Genomic DNA, 20,679 nt, shown 5'->3' with positions numbered 1-20,679 from the left:
GAGGCGAAGCCCAGGCTCACGGGATGGCGAACCGCAGCGTGGCGAACACCGTTCGCGGGCTGCCGTAATAGTTGCCCCGGCCCGCCGCAGCGATGCGGGCATAATAGGTGCGATCGAGCAGGTTGTTAACGTTCACCGCCAGCGACACGTTTTTGTTGAGTTTATAGCCGGCGCGAAGGTCGACCACGGCATAGCTGCCCTGACGGACGATCGTGGAGAGCACGCGCTGGTTATTCGCCGGGTTGATGTAGGAGGGAGCGCCGCCATATGTCGCGTCGAACCAGGTAACCCCGCCGCCCACGCTGACTCCGCCCAGCTTCCCCCCGACCGGTGCGTAGTTGGTGAACAGCTTCACCATGTGTGCCGGCGTGATCGGCGTGAGCGGAATGCCCTCGAATGCGGTATTCGCATCCTCGAGATACTTGGTCTTGGTATAGGTGTAACCGCCGTTTAGGCGCCATCCGGGCAGGACTTCGCCGGCGATTTCTGCCTCCACGCCGCGCGCCCGCACCTTGCCGATTTGGAGGTAGACGGTCGCGTCGTCGGGATCGTTGAAAAGTCGGTTGGTCTGCTCGATCTGGTAGGCAGCCAGCGAGAGCAGCAGCCTGTCGCTCATTACCGACAATTTGGCGCCGCCTTCGAACTGCTTGCCGAGCAGCGGCAGCACATCCGACCCATCGGGCTTGCTGCGCCCGCTGGGCGGGGCCTGCGGCGAGAAGCTGTCGGCATAGCTGGCATAGAAATTGAGGTTGTCGGTCACGTCCCACACGATGCCGGCATAGGGAGTGAAGCGCCCCTCAATGCCCTGGCTGGTGCGGCTGCCGAGCCGTGGCAGGAGCACCTGATTGCTGCTCTCCCACCAGGTCAGGCGGCCGCCGCCGGTGATCGTCACCCCTTCGATCGGGGACAGGCGGAGCTGGCCGTACAGACCATATTGCTCGACCTGGGTGCTTGTGCCGCCATAGACCTGCGCCACGCAGGTTGCGGTGGCTATCGTCAGGCCCACGCAATTCGCATTCGATCCCTGCACCGGATAGAGGGGTGAAGGGCCGTAGGGATTGAGCGGCGGTTCGGCCGGCGAGACCGGATCGAACACGTTGATGCGCGCATAGTTCGAGAGGCGCGTGTAGTAGCTATCGTAATCCTGCGCTTGATAATCGGCGCCCAAGATCAGCGTCTGATCGCGGCCGAACAGCGGGAAGCTGCCGATACCGTTGAAATCGAACGCGGTGGTCTTGGCAAAGCTGTCGCCGCGATAGGCGATGTGGTTGGTCAGCCCGTTGTTGGGCGTGCCGCTGGTGTTGGCGGGCGTGGTGATCGCTTGGCTGCCGATATAGCTGTAGACGTCGATCCGCTCGACATCGCTGTACAGACCACTTGCGCGCAGCATCCAGCGATCGCTGATCCTGTGCGACAGATCGGCGAAGGCAGTCCAGCTGTCCGAACGGAAGCGGTTCCAGTCCGCGCCGAGATAGGTCGAGCGATCGACATCGAGCAGGCGCCCTTCGCTGCCGTCCGCTCCGCCGGCATAGCCCGGCAGGCCGGACTGGATCGCCGGTTGATAGCGATCATAATTGCCGCCGACGGTCAGCGTCGTGTTCGGCCCGAGTTCGGCGGAAAGAACGCCGAAGCCGGCCAGGCGAAAGCGATGGGCGACATCGAAGAACTGGTCCTGATCCTGCACCATCGCGCCGCCGCGCACCGCTATCCCGCGCCCGAGCGGCGCCGAGACATCCAACTCGCCGCGGACGTTGTTGTAGCTGCCATAGCCGGCAACCGCCTGCGCCTTGAAGGTGTCGAGCGGGCGTTTGCGGACCAGGTTGATGCTGCCCGCCGGATTGCCCGATCCGCTGAACAGACCCGCCGGGCCGCGCAACACCTCAAGCCGATCGTAAAAGAACAGGTCCGGCACCACTGAGGGGAAGTTGAACGCGAGCGTCGACACCCCGTCGACGGAATAGTTGTTGATCGCAAAGCCGCGCGACATGAACGAGGGGTCCTCGCTGCCCACGCCGGTTACCGTGATGCCGTTGGTCGCGGACATCGCATCTTCCAGGTTCTGCAGGTTCTGGGCTTCGATCTGAGCACGATCGATGATGGTGATCGTGTTCGGAATATCCTTCAACGGCGTGATGGTCTTGCCGACTTCCTGGCCATAGCTTTTGCCGACGACAATGATTTCGTCCCGCCGATCCGATGCAGGTGCGTCGGGGTCATTCGGCGTCCGATCCCCCGCCATTGCGGATCCCGGCAACGCAATGACCGCAAAACTTGCCAATAAACCTCTTATACTCCGCATCGTACGTCGCGCCCCTGTTTCGCTCTTCCGGCGCACTTATCCGCAATGCGAGTGCGAGTCACTCGCAAGAAAGGTTAGCAACAATTTGTTACATTTTTCGGTGTTCAATCGCGGTGGATTCACCGAGAGTCTCTGCGTGTTGAAGCTCAAAAAGCTTTGGTTGGCGCCCGTCAGCTTTTCGACGCGAGCTGTGGGGTTGGCTTTTGGTTTTGAGGTGACACTGCAGCTTTATACTATCTCCTGCCCGGACGGCGGCTCTCGTCAGGCTGGTCTGTCGCCGCCCCAATATTGAACGTCAGCCTTGTCCTCGATCCGGTCCGACGCATCCCACGGGCAGGTTCTGCACGAGCGTACGTTCACGGCTATCTTTGGAATGAGCTTATCGGAAGCGGCTTCGCCTTACTGTCGGGAGACACATGATTGCGGGCGAGCTCTGCCAGCCGGGCAAGCGTAACGGCCGATCGCTGCAGAAGGCGAAAGGCGCTTCGGCCAGCGCCCTCAGTGGGGCTGGCCTTGTCTGGGGCCGTCCGAAATCACCTGTTTGTCGTACATGCGCCTAGCGCTTTATCCGGAGTGGGTTCCGCCGCTTCCTGAGCTAAGCCCTCCACTTCGCTCTCGCGTCTGCGGATCGCATTTTCGCGCCGGGCCAGTTCCTCAAACCGGCAAAGGGGTGGGCTGGACGTGTCTTCCATCTATCTCTCCCACGACTCAAATCTTGGGCGGAGCTGCTAGGCCGTAAACGCATGTGCAGGAGAATTGAGCCTCCGAGTGCGCCTCAACGCCTCCTGCCAAAGCGGAGACGATCCGCGGTGGCGGCGCACCGTCAAAGCTCAGCCAGCAGCGCCGAAAGAGTGGGTCGCAGCCGCCGAAGCTCCGCACGGTGCTCTTCGGAAAGCGACTGCAGCGTGGCCTTCCCCGCCTCGGTCAGGTCGAGCTCGGTTCGGCGGCGATCGATTGCTGAAGGGCGGCGCTGAATTAGCTCTAGTCGTTCCAGCCTATCTGCCAACCCGCTCACGCTATGAGGGCGAAGGAGAAGTCTTTCTGCGAGCTCGCCAACCGTCAGACCCCGCTCAGCGCGGATCGCAAGGAGTGCCTGGTGCTGCTGCGGGGTGAGTCCAGCTGCCTCGGCGGCCCGCTCGCTGAAGTGGGTGAACTCCCGCAAGGCACGGCGGAAGCCCGCCAACGTCTGGAAGTCTGTGTCACTAAGTTCCTCTGGTTTCACATGCACTCCATCAGCTTGTTGAAACGTATCGTAGTGCGATATATCTGTCAGCCGCGTCGTTGCCAGCAGGAACCTCTCTTGTCATCTCCCCTTCCGTCTCATGTGGCTCCAGGTCCACGTCTTGCCGACCATAGCGCCGACCGGCGTATGCTCCTCCTTGCCGCTATGGCCGTCGTCGTCGGCAGCGGCGGTGCCGCGGCCGCGTGGTTGCTGCTCAAGCTGATCGGGCTGGTCACCAACCTTGCTTGGTTTGGGCGCGTCTCGACTTCCGCTGCAAACATCGCTGACGCTGCATCCGGTCCCATGGTTATCATCATTCCGGTCACTGGAAGCATCGTGATCGGACTGATGGCGCGGTTCGGCTCGGAGAAAATCAGAGGCCACGGCATTCCCGAAGCGATTGAAGCGATCCTATTCGGTCAAAGCAGGCTTTCCGCCAAAGTAGCGGTGCTCAAGCCCTTATCCTCTGCGATATCCATCGGCAGCGGCGGCCCCTTTGGCGCTGAAGGTCCGATTATCATGACCGGCGGAGCCATTGGCTCTTTGTTCGCGCAGTGCTTTCATCTGAGCGCTGCGGAACGCAAGACGCTCCTGGTCGCCGGCGCTGCATCGGGAATGACAGCGATCTTCGGAACGCCCGTCGCAGCGATCTTGCTGGCGGTCGAGGTGCTGCTGTTCGAGTGGAAGCCTCGCAGCTTGGTCCCCGTCATAGCGGCCGCGCTGACTGCCCTAAGCTGGCGGCCATTGATGATCGGGGTCGGCCCGCTGTTCCCCTTTACCGGCGACGTCGTGACCGGCGCTTTGCCGCTTGTCGCTGCGGCTGGTCTTGGCGTCACCGGCGGAATGCTAGCCGCGCTGCTGTCGAGCACGCTGTACCGCATTGAGGACCTGTTCCATCGCCTGCCGATCCACTGGATGTGGTGGCCAGCCATCGGAGCCGTTGCCGTCGGGTTGGGTGGCCTGGCCGACGCACGGGTGCTCGGGGCTGGTTACAACAACATCCAGGATTTGCTGGACGGCTCCGTGATTGGAGAGGCCCTCGCCCTGCTGTTGCTAGTCAAAGCCTGTGTGTGGTTGGTTGCACTCGGATCGGGCACCTCAGGGGGTGTACTCGCGCCGCTGCTGATCCTCGGTGGAGCCCTCGGAGCGCTGGTTGGGACCCTGCTACCAGGCGACACCGGCTATTGGGCGCTGCTCGGGATGGCAGCGGTAATGAGCGCAGCCATGCGTGCACCACTGACGGGAGCTGTATTCGCCATTGAGCTGACGGGGCGGCTCGACGCCCTCCCTGGCACCGTAGCCGCCGCGGCGGCGAGCTACGCGGTTGCGGTTTTAGTTCTCCGCCGCTCCATTCTCACCGAGAAGATCTCGCGACGGGGTCGCCACATCCTCCAAGAGTATGCCGTAGACCCACTAGCCATTACCCAGGTGGGGCAGATTATGACCCAGGACCCGCAGACACTGCCCGCGGAGATGCTGGCGAGCGCGGTTTCGGAATTCTTCGCGAGTGACGCCCGTCACCGCAGCTACCCGGTGATCGACGACGATGGTCAGGCTGTCGGCATGGTCTCTCGCGCTGATGCTTTGCGGTGGCAGCTGATCGAGCCTGACGGTACGTCCACCTTGGGTGAGCTCTTGTCCGACCGGTCCCTCCCATTGGCTTATCCTGAGATGCCATGCTCGACGGTCGCTGAGCTAATGGTAGCTGAGGATACCGGTCGAGTGCCGGTCGTGGACCGGCAGAGCGGTCGTTTGGTCGGCATTGTCGCGCGTCGGGATCTGCTTCAGGTGCGGGCCGAGCAGCGGCGGGACGAACATGAGCGAGTTCGCTTCGTGCAGCGGACCCGGCGAGCGGACGCAAAAGCATGAACTGGCTTCGTAGCTTCCTCCCGGAGCAGGTGCCCACCACCTACGCAGAACGGCTGCGGGCGAGCGTTGGAGCGTTCCTTGGGATCGCTGTGACCGGCATCCTCTCCACCGCTTGGTACGGCCACTCTAGCGCGGCCCCGTTGCTGATCGCGCCCATGGGCGCATCCGCGGTGCTGCTGTTCGGTGTGCCAGCGAGCCTCCTTGCCCAACCATGGTCCATCTTAGGCGGCAACCTCGTTGCCGCTCTCGTCGGTGTCACGGCTGCGAGAGAAATTGGATCGCCCCTCGCGGCCGCCGCCGCAGCAGTTGCGGGAGCGTTCGCGGTTATGTCGCTGCTCCGATGCATTCACCCGCCCAGCGGCGCGGTGGCGCTAACTGCTGTCCTGGGAGGGACGCATGTGACAGCTGCGGGCTATAGCTTCGTTCTCCTCCCGGTTCTTGTGAATTCCGCGGTGCTCGTGGTCGCAGCGCTGGCCTACAACAACTTGACCAGGCGCTCCTATCCTCACCGCCCACACGCGCCAATCCATCCTCATCCCCCAATCAGCCGTCTTCGGCTGACGAGCGAGGACATCGAGGATGCGCTCACGGACTATGGTGAGGCTCTCGATATCAGCAGGGATGACCTCCACAAGCTATTTCACGAATTGCTCGGTCGCGCACAGCGCCGCGCGATCGCGGAGTTGTTCGAGCCGTGAGGCAGCTCCGACCAGAGGGGAGGTAGAGAGTGCGGATAAATGCCTGACCTTGAAGGGAGCCCGCTATGATAAACGACCGTGATTCCGAACTTCATCACTCGCTTAACCTCGCTGGATTTCGAGCCTTGGCTACGGCGGCTGGGCTCCTGCAGTTATGCAGAGAGTTGAAAACTGCGGGCATCCTGAATGCTGAAGCCATCGACCGTGTTCGCGACGCGATGTTCAAGGAGTTGATCGAGGGCGCTGCTCCGTCCCGCAGGCATGACCCGGCATTCCGCGATCACCTCAGCCACCGGCTGGAAGGTCTGTTTTCTGGTGTCGAGAGCCTGAACGACAAGCCGGTTGTACCAAGCCGCTAAGCGTGCGCCGTGACCGCCGGTCATCTTCTTTGCGTAATGGCCTCCGCATTCAGGAACTCGCCGTAGTGACGAGCCTGACGGTGAGTGCAAAAAATCGAAGCTAGGTCGCAAAGCCGTCGAGATAAGGCAGCTGCAGCGCTGCCGTCCACGATGCGCATGTCAATCTGATCCAAGTATTATGCCGATCAGGGCTTCAAATGCGCGACTTGAACTACGAGGAAGTTCCACCCGTCGTGCCGGCGAATGTCGGCGGCAGCGACGGGCGATCACCTTCGCGCGCTGCCTGAGCGCGACCGCCGATAATGAGGTCTTGCGCAAGGGCAAAGGGCCTCGACCTCACTCCCATCCCAAACACCCCGCACGTCCGCTACGTACATCCCCCTAAGGGCTGCACACTAGGGACAACATCCAATTTCGCGCCCATCTCGCGGAGCATAGAGGTGCTCCAACGATCACGTTGCAAGTTGCTGGAGAATTTCTGTGACCCCTCCCCTGATAGATCTTAGTGTTCACCATCAGGCGAAAGGTTTGTCTGACCGCATTGCGCTTGGCTTTACCAAAGTGCTGCGGTGGACGGCCGACACGTTCTTTGCTGAACGGTACGGCCATAGGGCGGTTGTGCTCGAAACGGTCGCGGCCGTTCCCGGGATGGTCGGCGCAACTATCACGCACCTCTCCTGCCTTCGCCGCATCTGTGACGACAAGGGCTGGATTCGGACGCTGATGGATGAAGCAGAAAATGAGCGTATGCATCTGATGACGTTCATCGAGATTTCGAAGCCCACCTGGTTTGAACGAGCTGTTATCATCGGTGTGCAATGGGTATTCTATGTCTTCTTCTTCGCTCTGTATCTCATTAGCTCGAAAACGGCACATCGCGTTGTCGGATACTTCGAAGAAGAAGCGGTGATCAGCTACACGCATTATCTTGCCGAGATTGACGAGGGGCGTAGCGAGAACGTTGCAGCTCCCGAAATTGCGAAGCGCTACTGGGGTCTGCCTGAAGACGCGACGCTGCGTGACGTTGTCCTGGTTGTGCGCGCTGACGAAGCTCACCATCGGGACGTCAATCACAGCTTCGCCAACGAGCTTGGCGGCTTGCCGACGGGAGAGATCGCGCAATGCCCGCCGCATGCAGCGCTCGAGCCGATCTGGAAGAAGGTAGCCTAATCTACTCCTTTGAGGGCGGGCCCGCAAAGCCCGCCTTTTCGCTTGCCCGGAGCTTGACCATGCGCAGCATATCCCCGACCGCCGCCGCTATCGTGAAATCTACTGCGCCGATCATCGAACGGCAGGGGGTCGCAATCACGACGGCCATGTACGCTCGTCTTTTCCAGGACGCGGCGATCAAATCCCTGTTCGATATGGCCGCGCAGGAAAGTGGCGAACAACCACGCCGGCTAGCCGCCGCCATACTCGCGTACGCCAAAAATATCGACAAGTTGGAGAACCTCGGTCCTGCCGTTCAACGCATGGTAACCCGCCATGTCCAGACCGGGGTACAAGCAGACCATTATCCCGCCGTGGCTGCGGCGTTACTCCCGGCGATTCGTGACGTGCTGGGTGATGAGGTTGCTACAGACGAGGTGCTCGCCGCGTGGGGCGAGGCCTATTGGATGCTGGCCGACATACTCATCGCCGCTGAATCGGCCGCGTACGGGCAGATTGCTAGATAACCGATCATCTAAAGCGAATGGCGACAGCTGCCGCGGGCTTCCCGCGGCAGCTTCTTAGTTATCGGGCCCTTATCAGTTCGACGGCGCGAGCTTGGTGTTCAGGACCCACCCGACATTGTCGTTCTCGTCGGCGACTTCCCACCACAGGCCGTCCTTCTTGCCAGTCGGGTAGAGGATCGCACCGACCGGCACCGTGCGGATCACCTTGCCCGTGGCCGCGGGCATGGTGCGCATCGCCACCGGCGCCTGCGCGGTAAAGGTCTTGGTTGGTGCCGCCTGAGCGGTGCCGGCATCGCCCGGCTGGACCAGGCCGAGTTCGTTGACCATCTTGGAATAGGCGTCGATGAATGCCAGCGTGACGATGCGGCCGATGTCGGTATTGTCATAGCCGCCGCCGACGGCCCCCAGGCCACCTCCGATGAAGCCGACGCCACCGCCCGCACCCCAGCTCACGCTGTTCTTCGAGGCATAGCCTTCCTGCGTCGCGATCGTCTCGGTGGTGCGGACGTTGGTGAGCGACAGGACGGTGTTCGCTTCCATCTTGCGCGACTTGATGCCGCCAATCAGGCCGCCGATCGGCCCGCCGAGCACGCCGCCGGCTGCGCCGGCAATGCCGTTTCCGGCTGCATTGCGGTTCGACGCCTGCACTTCGGCAACGAGGACATAGTCCGCCGCCTTGATTTGGCCCTGGCCGACATTCGCGCCACGCTGGTGGCCGAGATCGCCGCCGATGTTGCGCTCCAGCTGCGCGGCCTGCAGGCCCGAGCCGCGATCGACGAGGTTGAAGCAGCCAGAACGCTGCACCAGCACCTTCAGCAGCTTCTGCGGCGGCGCCAGCGAATATTGCGTCCAGCCCCGGGGATCGTCGCCGTCCACGATCGACAGGGTGCCGAGCTTACGGGCGCAATGCGGCACATCCTGCATCGCTTGTTCCTGCGTGCGCTGGGTCTTGGTCGGCTTGCTCTGCGCGAGTGCGGGTAGCGCGCTCATGCAAACCATAGCCGCTCCGGTAACCAGTAAGTGCTTCATCATGTCTGCCCTGTTGATCTAGAAGGTCCGCGCGATGCACTAGCGGAACGTTCAGCGTAGACAAGCGCGTGCTGCTTGCCCCCGACAACTCTTGGCGCTGGCTTTCCCAGCAGTTAGATCGAACTGATCGCTTGTTCGTCGAGAGACGGCGAGAGGTCAGGCAACAGCTTACGCGCCCTCTGCAGCGGGTGACGCAGATATCAATCTGCTTGGACATGATTGTAGGTTTTGCGGCCACCAGCCCCGCTGCAGGTTGATGATTGCGGAGTATCCGGCTCTCCTCGCCCACTGCGCCAGCTCGTCGGTCGTTTCCTCACCTAAGACGATGCCGGTACCCGACCAACCTCGCGAGCGAAGGCGCGGCAGAAGCTGCTCGACATCGCTCTGGTTGTTACGATGAGCGGCTGCAAGCAGCAGTCGTGCCAAGAGTGCCCCAGGGCTCTCAAGAGCGTTGAAAGCGAGTGAGTGGGACAGCACATGAAATCCTGCTGCAGCCAAACGCAGGTGCGTGTCACGTCTGGACTCTTCATCGGGATCGACCAGCAGGAGTGTCGTACGCCCAATAGCGGATGGTACCTTCATCGACCCTGCCTCCGCGACGGTCATAACCGTTGGGGGCTGTCTGATCTGTACGTATAGCTCCGCACCAAGAGGCCCCTTGCCGAAGCCGCATCATCGGCTCAAGCGACAGAGCAAATATCTTCCGCGGGGACCATCCGCCGCCCTCAACAACTGATGCGCACAAACCGCCCGCCCCTGTCCGGGACGGTTCCGCGAACGGCAGCCCATGATGGGAGCCGCCATTCGCTTAGTCGATGAGTTTTACTCGGCGGCAGACATCCACTGCACGGCATCCGCACCTGCCGCGATCCTAAGCGGCGCGTTCGGATCGATGGCTGCCCGCCAGACCGCCGCGGCGACATCGACTGCATGTGTGACCGGGCCGCCGTTCTCACGGGCATGGGTGATGAAACCTTCGATCATAGGCTTGTAATCGGGATTATCGAGCCCGCGCAGATGCGGCATCGCGTTGCTGCCGAAGCTCGTCTCGGGCGCGCGTCCAGGCAGCACGATGTGCACGCGCACGTCGAATGGCTGCATTTCGATCGCGAGGCTCTCGGTAAGCGCGTCAACTGCCGCCTTGCTCGCCCGATAAACGCTGACCAGCGGCAGAGGCCTGAGCGTCGTCGCAGACGTGACGTTGATGACCGTGCCGCTACGACGCTTGCGAAAACCCGGTAAGACAGCCTGCACCATCGCCAGTGTCCCGAGCGTGTTCGTTTCGAACAACTGGCGAGCGGTAGCCGGGTCGATCAGCTCGATCGGCACGGCGGCACCGAAACCTGCATTGTTTACCAGCACGTCGATGTCGCCGGCCTGATCCAGCGTCGCTGCGATGCTGTCCGGGTTCGTGACGTCAAGCGGCAGAACCGTGAGATTATCGGATGCGGGCATTATATCGGCTTTGGGTTGCCGCATCGTGGCGACGACCTTCCAGCCGTTCTCTAGGAACAGTTTGGCCGTCTCAAGGCCGAAGCCCGAGGAACAGCCGGTGATAAGGACGGTGGACATAAGCGCGCTCCGAGGTTGTTGGCGTCACCCGGATATGGCAGCCGATCGAGAGATCGGCTATGCGTTGCTGTCTCGATTCCATTGGCGATAGTCCTGATATGAATGTCGATCCGCTTGCCGAGATCGTGACGCTTCTCCAGCCCTCGGCCAGCTACTCCAAGCTTGTCGAATATGCCGGACGGTGGCGCATCCGTCGCAACATCGAAGGCAAGCCGGTCTTTTTCGCTGTGCTTGATGGGGAGTGCCGCGTCGTATCGTCCGGTCGTCCGCCTATCATCGTGAAAAAGGGCGATTTCGTGCTGTCCCCGTCGACCAACGATCACATTGTCGAAAGCATCGACGCGCCGCGGCACGGGGTCGAGTTGATGCCAACCGAAATGGGTGAGGGACGATTTCGAGTCGGGCCGTCTGGCGAACCCGTGAATCTGAAAATGCAGGTTGGCGTGTGCAGCTTCGCCTCGCCAGATGCCGCTTTGCTCGTCTCCCTATTGCCGGCAATGATTGTCGCGCGGGGCGAGCCACGCCTTGCCTTGTTGCTTCAGTTGGTGGGGGACGAGAGCCGCCAGTCCCGGCCGGGCCGCGAACTGGTGCTTGAGCGCTTGCTTGAAGTTCTGCTGATCGAGACGCTTCGGAGCGGGGCCGATACAACCTCGGTTCCGAGCGTTGCGCGAGGTTTGTCAGACGATCGCCTAGTCTCGGCCTTGCGCGCCATGCATGCGCGCCCCGCGCACGGATGGACGGTCGTCGATCTTGCTGCAGAGGCTGCAATGTCCCGTTCGGCTTTTTTTGCCCGTTTCAGCCGGATCGTCGGGCTGCCGCCGATGGAATATCTCTTAGCATGGCGCATGGCCCTAGCCAAAAGACTGCTGCGCGCGGATCGGGTCTCGATCGAGCACGTCGCAACTCAGGTTGGGTACGGCTCGGCAAGTACGTTCAGCACCGCTTTTTCACGGCATGTCGGGATGGCGCCGATGCGATATGCGCGGATGGCATTTGCCGCTTAGCTGCAACGAGCGGATTCCGGCCCATCGCGATCATCTGCATGGCGGGCTAAGCGATCGCGGCAGCTATCGCTGAAAGCCGTCATCAGATCCAAGCATTGTGAACGGCGGCTTTGTCCCACTTCCGGTCTCACGCAGAGCCGATCGCGAACTATCCGTTTGCGTCGGCGTTGAAGTGATCGGTCTGCCTGCTGAATGGCTGAAGTGGACATACATCTGCGTAGGTCCCGCTGCCCTCTCGCGGCCCGCCGGCTCACGCCGGGCAAGAACCCCTCCCCTGTCCTACCGTTCGCTGCGTCAACGGATCGCTACAACCTTGACGTCGACCGCGTCTGCGACCTTCTTCCAGTTCTGATCACTCGTCCAAGCTGGTAGACCATCCCGCCGAGCCAGAGCGAGACAGAACCGATCACCCAAGCTCAAGCCCGCCTCCGCTGTCGTGCCACGAAGCCTACCAGCGATCTGCGCGAGCGCCTTGTCCGCAGGAATGATGGTCATGGGGAGCGGATCTAGCATGGCGTCAACCTCTCGCTCCGGCATGCCGGCATGGACGAAGTGAGTGACGACCTCAGCATAGTTCACGCTGCTGACCCGGGCCTCGGCAATGGCCGCTGCAACCTTGGCAGCGCCACGCTCGCCTCGAAGCATGGCGATTATGGCACTTGCGTCGAGTACGATGCTCACTCCCCGCTTTCCTCCCGCCGTCGCGCTAGAAATGCATCCACCGACGCACCCGGATTGTCGCCGGTGTACCGCTTGGCCAAGGCCTGGGCTCGAGCCACAGCCTGATTGGCTGTCCGCAACACGACACCATCTTCGGTTTCGTCCAGATACACCGCTCCGCCGCCCGTGAGTCCCAAGCGCTTGCGAACGTCAGCTGGCAGGCTCATGCGCCCATTTGGGGTTATATTGATCTGCAGCGTCATAGGGTACCTCCGAAGCAGATTGGCACGGCGTACCTAATCTAAGCAATTGTGCTCGACACGGCAAGGAACTTCCTCCGGTGCATAACGCCTTCCGTATGGCATGACCGGTCGCCTTTGTCTGAACACCCTCCCCTGCCCTCCCGCTTGCCTTGGATCCTCAAGATGGTCGCTGGCGATCGGTGCGTTGTGGGTATCCCTTTCGGGCACTGGGCGGGAGCAGGTACTTCAAGTGCCCCGCAACCACTCAAAACAGACTGGGCCTTCGGGGACCACGTATCGCAGACCACTTTGATTCGGACGGCAAGGGGTGTCGGAAAACACATGATTTTCGACACTCTGAGCGACAACCCTGCTTCCGCGGTGAGCTTGTCTCGGAAAATGATCGACAAACCCTGTCGCTTTGGCGCAGTGTACGGAAAGCTTATTTCGAGGGTTTGTCGTACATGCTTATTGGATACATGCGGGTGTCGTCCGCCGATGACCGCCAATCGGTGGATCTGCAGCGTGACGCACTCACGATGGCGGGTGTCGATCCGCGGCACATTCATACCGACAAGTCTTCCGGCGCACGGGACGATCGACCAGGCCTTAAAGCCTGCCTCAGCTATCTGGCTGAAGGTGACACACTGGTGGTTTGGAAGCTCGACCGCCTCGGCCGCTCGTTGCCCCACCTACTCTCGATCATAGCGGACCTCAAAGAGCGCGGCATCGCATTCCGCTCGCTTACCGAGCATATGGACACGACGACCCCGCACGGTGAGCTGCTGTTCTCCCTGTTCGGTGCTTTGGCACAGTACGAGCGAGCTTTGACGCGCGAGCGAGTAATGGCCGGCCTCGCCGCTGCAAAGCGGAGAGGCCGTAAGGGCGGCAGGCCGCCGGCGATCGATGCGGAGAAGATGGAAGCGGTTATCCAAGCACTGGCATCTGGCACCAGCAAGGCGGCGGTGTGCCGGAATTTCGGCATCGCTCGATCTACCCTCGTGGGCACCCTTGCTCGTACCGGGTGGAGGGGTCCTTCAGACATTTAGCCGCTTCCCCTCACGGGTCAGAAGCCGCCGGTCCGCTCTCGCCCCACTTGCTGCCGCTGCGTTGGATGATATGCTCACAATGATTGACTGAAGCCGCGGGCATGGGCGGGCGCTATGATGTCGAAATGGTATGCTGCTGTTTGGATTGGCGCAGTTTTGGCCGTCCCGATGTGGACTGAATTTCATGAGCCTAATCAGCTGATCTGGAACGTATTTCTCGCGGCCTTTCTAGTGGGTATGGTGACCGCCGCGTTCTTTTGACTGCGCCATCTGGAGCGGAATCAGGTCTCGGTAGGCGAGGCCCGTTTCGAAGCGCACCGGCAACGTAGCGACGGCCGCTAACCACCCACTTTCAGCCGCTCGGCGCCGCGTCGGCGCCAGGAGCTGCCGTTCCGCTTCGGATGGAAAAGCAGCCGGTCTGCTCCCGCCCACTAGCGGACATCGCGATCTCCTGCGATCTGTAGTTGTTGAGCTGAGACGCAGGACACGTGCATCGCGTGAGGGGGCGGCATTCCCCCGAAGGGCGAGAATGGGCATGTCGCAATTCTTCTGACGCTAACCTGCCTGCCGCCCGTAAGCTGAGGCGGCCCCGCATGTCCTCTCATGATACGTAAAGGAAAAGGGCGGCCGAAGCGGGCCGCCCTCCATGCGAAGATGTACGTTGCTTCAGGCGGCAGCAGCGACAGTCTTGCGACGTCGACGGCGAATTGCCGCGCCGGCCATTCCGCTACCGGCAAGCATCATCCCCCAACTAGCGGGTTCGGGCACGCTGGTCACAAATGTCAAGTTGTCAACAAAGGCGTCACCCTCTGCTAAATCACCGTCTCCTAGAGTAATATCGGCATCGAGGAGGAAATAGCGCCGAAGCCTTATATTCTCGCAACCAGGACGTGCATCAGGAAAATGAATCTGATCCATGCTAAACTGGTCCCATACTGTCACGGGAGTTGAAGCGCTTATGTCAAATCGCAGCAAACTAGTTTTTGAAAAGTTATAGGGACCCGAACAGCACAGGTCATCTATGGACAAGCCCCCATTGGTTGGGATATAAATCGAGCCATCAACGATGAAGTTATCGACTTGTTTTCCCGAGCGGTCGAAAACGAAAAATTCAAAACCATGAGAAAGCCAGGTTCCATGGTCAGTCATCGATCCTGAATTTGGCGAAAAATCTACCGTGAATACTTGTGCGTCGACAGGAACAGAAAGCAAGCTGATTGCCGTTGCCACGGCCGCCGTAAACCAGTGTCTCATCGATTTTCCCCTGTTCGCAAATATTTGCCAATATTGGTTAATGGATTATTCCCTAAATCGCAATCTAGATACGGCGCGTGACCTGGCCCTACGAGCCCCGTTGCATCCGGCGGTTTTGGCAGCTTCCCACCCACTCTCGGCCGTTCAGTCGGGCGGTCCTGCCAAAAGCTGCCGCTTCAAGCCTTCCTCATGTTCCAAGCAGGCGCTAACTCTTGCGTCGAAATACGCGAGCGCATCGGTTCTGCGTTTTCCGGAGAGCTTGGGTAGCGCGGACGGTGCTGCTCGTCCCATTGCGAGGGCAGCTCCGCAAGCCGTGGCCCCCTCTGTACGCCGTGAACAGGCACGGCTTGCATCTTGAGGCCGGGCACTATGCACCGCCGCAGAGCACGACCGAACCTTATCTGCCAGGCTCGGTTCAGCCAAGCTCACGATGAGAATCGTTAGGAACATCGTGTGATCCATTCAAAAAAGCCTAGATGATCAAGGCGGGTGCAGACCGGCGGTCGAGGATGGCAGGACCTCAATGAAAGCGCTCTCTACGCTGCAACTGATCGAGGATCTGTTGCATTTGGCGTGCGCGCGTCTCAGGCCTCTTGGCAGTCTGAAGCCGATAGTAAATCGGGTAGAGGTTCTTGCGATCGAGGGTTTGAAAAAAGGCCTCCGCTTCCGGATAAGCCGATAACGCCTCCAGAAAGTCCTGCGGAATGACCATGGATGCAGACCCTTCATAAGCGCTATCCCACCGCCCGTTCGCACGGGCCGCCTCTACGTGCGCAAACCCCGAGGGAGTCATGCGAGCTTCGGCGATCAAGCGCACCGCGTGCTCGCGATTCTTCGTCGACCAGTTGGAGCCGGCTCGGCGCGGCGTCAGCCGCTGATAGTAGAAACTCTCGTCACCGGCTTGCTTCACCCCATCGATCCATCCAAAGCGGATCGCCTCTACAACACAGTCCGTCCAGGTGACCGATCTGATGCCAGAGCCCGCCTTGAAGATACGTACCCACAGCTCATTCACTGTCTTGTGGTTCTGAGAAAACCAGTCCGCGAGGTCTGCGGCCTGCTCAAAAGCGAGCGCCTCCTTGGGGATAATCGTCATAGTACAACGTTATCGGGGCACCACACGGCTGAAAAGGCGTGTCCGCACCACTGGTCGTCCCCCGCCCGAGTCTGTCCTCTCCGGCTCGCTTTGGCCACGCAGCTGCCCTGTCAATTGCCCGGGCGCAATCGAGGCCAGCTGACGGAGTTGCCGCGCAGCTACTTGGGCACCGCCTCAACCCGTCAGCTGCTCCTCCACCGTCGAGCCAGAACTGGTTGAGAGACAGGTCCAGGTATGTCTGCTTCTGGGAAACGCGTCGGAACGTCTCAACGGCTAAATTTGGGCGCGCACCTGCCTGGCGTCCCCAACTCCCGCCACGCGGCCGTCACCGCGCTAATCTCGGACGTTCAGGGGCGCACCGGGATCCGCCGGAAGCAGCCATTCGCGCGCCTCATCTTCCCGATCTCTTGGACTGGATTCGCCCGTGCGTAAAAGAGTGATGGTAGCGGCGTTTTGGGAAACCGAAGGCCGAGCGGGTCGCCTCGGCAGTAGGCTCGCCCACTTCCCATGCGTGGGTTCCTGGACCGGCGCTTCCGGCTGTCCCAACAGCTCTTCGTCGCGGGGCCTTGGAAAAGCGGTCCGTCTCCGCACACCGAACATTTCGCCGCCCGCCTTCGAAAATGCGTTACGCGAGCCACAGAGATATGCCTCTTGACCATATATAACAGCGCTTATACATGACTCGTATGGACATTCGCTCACCTACATTAGGCACGCTCATGCGTCATCTGATCGATTTGCTTGATGCTGATGTCGAGGCGGCTTACGTCAGGGCGGGTCTCGATTGGCGGCCGCGCTACACCCCCGTGCTGCGCGCGCTGCAGCAGGAAGGCGCCATGTCCATTCGGGCGTTGTCCCGCGTGATCGGCATCACCCATTCCGCTGTCAGTCAAACGGTCTCGCAAATGCAGCGGGACGGCTTGGTCGAGCTGAAGCCAGGCGCAGACGCTCGGGAGCGGATCGTCGTGCTCTCAAGCAAGGCGCAGGCGATGATCCCGGCGCTGCAGAGACAATGGACTGCAACCAATGCCGCGGCCGATCAGCTCGACGCCGAATTGTCGGCGCCGCTCTCGAAAATCGCGACCGAGGCGATTGAGGCGCTGAAGTTGATCCCCTTTGGAGAGCGGATCGAGCGCGCGGCAGAGACGCTCAATTTCTCCAACGACTTCTAGATCTTTCCTTTTCCTCATCCGGAGTATGTGAATTGAAAGTCGTATCTGCGGCAGCGATGGCGCTCGCCCTTTTTTTGTCTACCGGCGCTGGAGCGCAGGTGGCACCCGTTCCCTCGGCCCCAAATTCGCAGGCCTTGAGCCAAGCGCAGCGGGCCGCGGTCGTGCAGGCGGTGAAGGCGGCGTACGCTAAGTCCTATGTGTTTCCCAACAAGGTTCCAGCCATTCTGGCGCAGCTTGACAAGGGGATGAAGTCGGGCCGCTACAACGTCATGAGCGCAAACGAGCTTGCCGGGCAGATTACCAGCGATCTCCAGGCGGCGAGCAAGGACGGCCATGCCTATCTGCAATATGATCCTCAGCGTTATGCGGCCGCTACAGCTGAAGGCGGAGCTGGTGCTTCGTTGCAGAATTTGAGTGTATTCGAGGCCTCCGCGAGCCGCCGCGATCATCATGGACTGGCGGAGCTCCGCATCCTTCCGGGCAACGTTCGCTATCTCAAGATCAGCGGCTTCCGTTGGGTGCCTGACGAGAGCGGGCAGGCCTATGACGATGCTATGCGCTTTCTTCGCGACGGAGACGCTGTCATCATTGATTTGCGTGGCAATGGCGGCGGCGCCTCGGAAGCGGTGCAATATCTCGTCAGCCACTTCCTGAAGCCGGGCACGCTCGAGATCACGTTTCTCCAAGCCGGTCATGAGCCCGTCCAGACACGCGTGCTAGACAATCTTCCCGCCGGTCGAATGGTCGGCAAGCCGCTCTATGTGCTGACAGACCAAGGAACCGCCTCAGCCGCGGAATCCTTCGCCTATGACGTGCAGCAGTTCAAGCTCGGCACGTTGGTCGGCTCCGGCACGGCAGGAGCGGCTAACAACAACGACTTCGTGGCGATTGCGCCCGGCTTCATGCTGAGCGTCTCGACGGGGCGACCTGTGCATCCGGTCAGCAAGACAAATTGGGAGGGCACTGGTGTGCAGCCGGAGGTGGCGGTGGCCCCGCCTCAGGCGCTCGACGAGGCGCAGGTGCTGGCGCTGCAGGCGCTTGCAGCGCGCGCGCTCACGCCGGAGCTGAAGGCTGACTATGCTTGGGCGCTGCCGGAAGCGGAGGCACGGCTTCACCCAGTCACCATATCGCCTGCAATCGTGCAGGCCGCGCCCGGTTCTTACGGCAAATACATCGTGGCGACTGACAAGGGCGGGCTCACCCTCGCGCGTCCTGGCCATCCGCTGTGGCCGGCACCGCGTCGGCTGAGTCTTCTGACCGCAGATGGCCTGTTCGCCGTCGACGGCGTTGACATTCTCCGGGTCGGCTTCAAGCCCGGTGCGCTCGAACTTTTCTGGAAGGACGAACCCGCGCCCCGCTTGATCAAGCGGGATTAGGACTTAGGCTGAGCTGTCCTTCTTTCGGGTGGACAGCTCTGGCCTCGGCAGCACCTGTCGGGGCCTCGCACATCCGCAGCACGACTAAAATGCCAGAGAATCAATCGTTTTCCAGGCGGCAGCAATTTAGAGCGCAGTCGCGAAAGCCGCCTGTCCCCTTTTCACCACTTCCAGCCGCCAGCCGCGGGGATTGGGGGCCCGCCGTTTGCGTCCGCTTTCAGGAGGGCCGATAGGCCCCTTGAATGTCCGACTTTGGGCGCGCTGCTGCCTGGCGCCCCTGCCCTTCCGCCCTGCCTTCAACTGCGGCCGCTCACGACCAAAATGCGCCGTTGAAGGAACGGGCACGGAGCGGCGGCGTGTTCCAAAACGCGCCGTTCGCCAGACACCTGCTCCTCCGACAGCAAGGTTACTTTCAAGGGCTACTCTGACAAGCCGGCCTTTGCCCGGATGATCCAGCACGCGGCGTTAAATGCCGCATGGCCTTCGACGATAAAGTCGGCAAACGCCGCGTCGAGCTTCGCGATAACGTCTTCACGGAGCGCATCGTCTAGGTGGGGCAGGATCGCGCCAACGCGCCCCATTCGCCGACTGTAGGTAATAAGATCGCCTGCCGTCAGGCTGCATGTCACATCTGTGGGCGTGATATCGACATCGCGCCACCCCGCAGCGGCCAGGATGCGAAAAACGTGGGTGGCACTGGCGAAGGCAAACTGGCCAGGTGCTTCGCGCCTGGCCTCAGGCTCATCCTCCCACCCGAGCAGCGGCCCCGCCGCGCGTTCCGCCGCCGTCATGAAGGGGTTTTCCTCCCGGCCCCGCCATACCATGCAGGTCATCGTGCCGCCGGTGCGCACTGCAGCGCTGATATTCGCGAAGGCGGCGACAGGATCGTCGAAAAACATGACCCCGAAGCGCGACACAGCGGCGTCGAAGGTACCGGGTGAAAACCGATGGCGCTGCGCATCTCCAGCGATAAAGCGCACATTATGCGCGCCTGTCGCAAGGGCGCGCTGGCGCGCATGGTCCAGCATCGCCTCCGACACATCGACGCCAGTGCAATGCGCCGACTGCCCCAGCCTGTCAGCCAGCGCCAGCGTAATGGCTCCGGTGCCGCAGCCTATATCGAGCACCGCCTTTGCAGGCTCGGTCGTTACGATATCGACCAGCATCCGCTCGAACGGCAGGAACAAGCGATCGAGCATCGGCTGAAGGTCCACCCAGACGTTTCCACGCTGCTTGTTCCAGCGAAGCCCGCCGCTTTCCTGATCGTGGTCGTGGTTCACTGGCTTATCCTTGATACGGTTGATGATTCGCTGCACCGTGCCACTTCAAGTCAGCTTGAGGTCAAGGATGGGATTGATCGATATTGCTGAGGTCGCGCGCCGTTCCGGCCTCCCGGCCTCGACCTTGCGCTATTACGAACAACAGGGATTGATTGAGTCACTTGGCCGCCGGGGGCTGCGGCGTACATTCGCCGCCGACGTGATCGACCGGCTGTCGCTGATCGCGCTGGGCCGGTCCGCCGGCTTGTCGCTGAGCGAGATTGGCGGGATGCTGAGCCCCGACGGCGAAATTCGGATCGATCGTGGGCTACTCGCCGCGAAGGCGGACGAGATCGATCGCACTATCAGGAAGTTGGAGACGCTTCGCGACGGTCTTCGAAGCGCAGCGCGTTGCCCAGCGCCGAGCCATGCCGAATGTCCTACCTTTCGCAGCCTGCAAGGAGCCGCCCTGGGTTGCCGCCGTGATTACAGGCAATAGCTCGGCAGGATCAATGTGGCGCGCACCTTCGCGAGCTTCTGCTTCTGCGGGAAGCCGTCATTCGAACTGCCTGCCTCTGATGACGGCTTTGTCCCACTTCCGGTCCTTGGCGAGGTGGATCTGCAGGCCGTTCGCCCGGGTCCGCTTTTGGGTAAATCAGTCGCCTTGCTGGCGCTCTGAGAGTACGTGCGCAGCTGGGTGCCCCCTCCCCTGCCGGCGCATCGGCACCTAATGCGAACCAGGCTCGCGCCATGTCCGCTTCTGGGAAGCCGTCGAGCACCTTTTAATGGCCGGAACTGGGCGCTCAGCCGCCTGGCTCCCTAGCCCTCCCGCTGTTCGGCCGG

General features: G+C 61.4%; 19 protein-coding genes and 1 pseudogene. 11 read left to right on the top strand and 9 right to left on the bottom strand.

Translation table 11 applies throughout. From position 1 onward, the window contains the following. Positions 1-16: 16 nt before the first annotated feature. Positions 17-2,239 (bottom strand): TonB-dependent siderophore receptor, encoded by a 2,223-nt coding sequence (locus tag ABIC35_RS19430; RefSeq protein ID WP_354278562.1) that lies wholly within the window; start codon positions 2,237-2,239, stop codon positions 17-19. A 19-nt stretch (positions 2,240-2,258) separates the two neighbouring features. Between ABIC35_RS19430 and ABIC35_RS19425 the strand changes: the two genes are divergently transcribed. After that, the gene (locus ABIC35_RS19425; protein WP_183049526.1) at positions 2,259-2,591 is read left to right on the top strand and encodes a hypothetical protein; all 333 of its coding nucleotides are present in this window, start codon (positions 2,259-2,261) and stop codon (positions 2,589-2,591) included. A gap of 531 nt (positions 2,592-3,122) precedes the next feature. Here the strand turns inward: ABIC35_RS19425 and ABIC35_RS19420 are convergent. Continuing rightward, positions 3,123-3,521: a MarR family winged helix-turn-helix transcriptional regulator gene (locus ABIC35_RS19420; protein WP_121079791.1), complete on the bottom strand. Its 399-nt coding sequence runs from the start codon at positions 3,519-3,521 to the stop codon at positions 3,123-3,125. Between the two features lie 147 nt (positions 3,522-3,668). Between ABIC35_RS19420 and ABIC35_RS19415 the strand changes: the two genes are divergently transcribed. From ABIC35_RS19415 to ABIC35_RS19395, 5 genes are all read left to right on the top strand, one after another. After that, on the top strand, positions 3,669-5,390 hold the full coding sequence (locus ABIC35_RS19415; protein ID WP_121079793.1) for a chloride channel protein: 1,722 nt from the start codon (positions 3,669-3,671) through the stop codon (positions 5,388-5,390). Next, positions 5,387-6,088, top strand: coding sequence for an HPP family protein (locus ABIC35_RS19410; RefSeq protein ID WP_121079795.1), 702 nt, complete (start codon positions 5,387-5,389; stop codon positions 6,086-6,088). Before ABIC35_RS19415 ends, ABIC35_RS19410 begins: the two co-directional genes overlap by 4 nt. A 65-nt stretch (positions 6,089-6,153) precedes the next feature. Then, complete coding sequence (locus ABIC35_RS19405; protein ID WP_147425975.1) at positions 6,154-6,447, top strand: hypothetical protein; 294 nt, start codon at positions 6,154-6,156, stop codon at positions 6,445-6,447. A 480-nt stretch (positions 6,448-6,927) separates the two neighbouring features. After that, on the top strand, positions 6,928-7,617 hold the full coding sequence (locus ABIC35_RS19400) for an alternative oxidase (protein WP_121079799.1): 690 nt from the start codon (positions 6,928-6,930) through the stop codon (positions 7,615-7,617). Between the two features lie 59 nt (positions 7,618-7,676). Beyond that, positions 7,677-8,123, top strand: a complete 447-nt coding sequence (locus tag ABIC35_RS19395) for a globin domain-containing protein (RefSeq protein ID WP_121079801.1) — start codon at positions 7,677-7,679, stop codon at positions 8,121-8,123. A 72-nt stretch (positions 8,124-8,195) separates the two neighbouring features. Here the strand turns inward: ABIC35_RS19395 and ABIC35_RS19390 are convergent, their stop codons facing one another. Then, positions 8,196-9,113 carry an SH3 domain-containing protein gene (locus ABIC35_RS19390; RefSeq protein ID WP_354278561.1) on the bottom strand — a complete coding sequence of 306 codons (918 nt, stop codon included), beginning with the start codon at positions 9,111-9,113 and terminating at the stop codon, positions 8,196-8,198. 861 nt (positions 9,114-9,974) lie between these two features. Further along, complete coding sequence (locus tag ABIC35_RS19385) at positions 9,975-10,724, bottom strand: SDR family oxidoreductase (protein WP_121079805.1); 750 nt, start codon at positions 10,722-10,724, stop codon at positions 9,975-9,977. A 98-nt stretch (positions 10,725-10,822) separates the two neighbouring features. Here ABIC35_RS19385 and ABIC35_RS19380 point away from each other — a divergent pair, with 98 nt between their 5' ends. Continuing rightward, positions 10,823-11,728: an AraC family transcriptional regulator gene (locus ABIC35_RS19380; RefSeq protein WP_121079807.1), complete on the top strand. Its 906-nt coding sequence runs from the start codon at positions 10,823-10,825 to the stop codon at positions 11,726-11,728. 294 nt (positions 11,729-12,022) lie between these two features. Here ABIC35_RS19380 and ABIC35_RS19375 read toward each other — a convergent pair whose 3' ends face one another. After that, positions 12,023-12,409, bottom strand: coding sequence for a type II toxin-antitoxin system VapC family toxin (locus ABIC35_RS19375; protein ID WP_121079809.1), 387 nt, complete (start codon positions 12,407-12,409; stop codon positions 12,023-12,025). After that, a complete protein-coding gene (locus ABIC35_RS19370) occupies positions 12,406-12,651 on the bottom strand; it encodes an AbrB/MazE/SpoVT family DNA-binding domain-containing protein (protein WP_121079811.1) in 246 nt (81 codons plus the stop codon). The genes ABIC35_RS19375 and ABIC35_RS19370 overlap by 4 nt, the downstream gene beginning before the upstream one ends. A 443-nt stretch (positions 12,652-13,094) precedes the next feature. On the opposite strand from ABIC35_RS19370, the gene ABIC35_RS19365 reads away from it, so the two are divergent. Next, a complete protein-coding gene (locus ABIC35_RS19365; protein ID WP_121079958.1) occupies positions 13,095-13,679 on the top strand; it encodes a recombinase family protein in 585 nt (194 codons plus the stop codon). Positions 13,680-14,345: 666 nt separating this feature from the next. Here the strand turns inward: ABIC35_RS19365 and ABIC35_RS21730 are convergent. Together ABIC35_RS21730 and ABIC35_RS19355 are read right to left on the bottom strand one after the other, a co-directional pair. Then, positions 14,346-14,450, bottom strand: a pseudogene (locus ABIC35_RS21730) (PEPxxWA-CTERM sorting domain-containing protein); the annotation flags it as partial. A 1,003-nt stretch (positions 14,451-15,453) separates the two neighbouring features. Then, positions 15,454-16,029, bottom strand: a complete 576-nt coding sequence (locus ABIC35_RS19355; RefSeq protein WP_121079813.1) for a YdeI/OmpD-associated family protein — start codon at positions 16,027-16,029, stop codon at positions 15,454-15,456. Between the two features lie 719 nt (positions 16,030-16,748). Between ABIC35_RS19355 and ABIC35_RS19350 the strand changes: the two genes are divergently transcribed. Together ABIC35_RS19350 and ABIC35_RS19345 are read left to right on the top strand one after the other, a co-directional pair. Beyond that, the gene (locus ABIC35_RS19350) at positions 16,749-17,201 is read left to right on the top strand and encodes a MarR family winged helix-turn-helix transcriptional regulator (RefSeq protein ID WP_220667402.1); all 453 of its coding nucleotides are present in this window, start codon (positions 16,749-16,751) and stop codon (positions 17,199-17,201) included. A gap of 32 nt (positions 17,202-17,233) precedes the next feature. Continuing rightward, positions 17,234-18,577 carry a S41 family peptidase gene (locus tag ABIC35_RS19345; protein WP_220667403.1) on the top strand — a complete coding sequence of 448 codons (1,344 nt, stop codon included), beginning with the start codon at positions 17,234-17,236 and terminating at the stop codon, positions 18,575-18,577. A 419-nt stretch (positions 18,578-18,996) separates the two neighbouring features. On the opposite strand, the gene ABIC35_RS19340 is transcribed toward ABIC35_RS19345, so the two are convergent. Beyond that, positions 18,997-19,857, bottom strand: a complete 861-nt coding sequence (locus ABIC35_RS19340; RefSeq protein WP_220667404.1) for a class I SAM-dependent methyltransferase — start codon at positions 19,855-19,857, stop codon at positions 18,997-18,999. A gap of 67 nt (positions 19,858-19,924) precedes the next feature. Between ABIC35_RS19340 and ABIC35_RS19335 the strand changes: the two genes are divergently transcribed. After that, entirely contained in the window at positions 19,925-20,335 is a 411-nt protein-coding gene (locus ABIC35_RS19335; protein WP_121079819.1) for a helix-turn-helix domain-containing protein, read from the top strand. The last annotated feature ends 344 nt before the right edge of the window (positions 20,336-20,679 follow it).

The sequence above is a fragment of the Sphingomonas trueperi genome (assembly GCF_040545965.1).
Taxonomy (GTDB): domain Bacteria; phylum Pseudomonadota; class Alphaproteobacteria; order Sphingomonadales; family Sphingomonadaceae; genus Sphingomonas; species Sphingomonas trueperi_C.
Note: the sequence above shows the minus strand (reverse complement) of the source record. Positions and strands in the feature narration are given on the sequence as shown.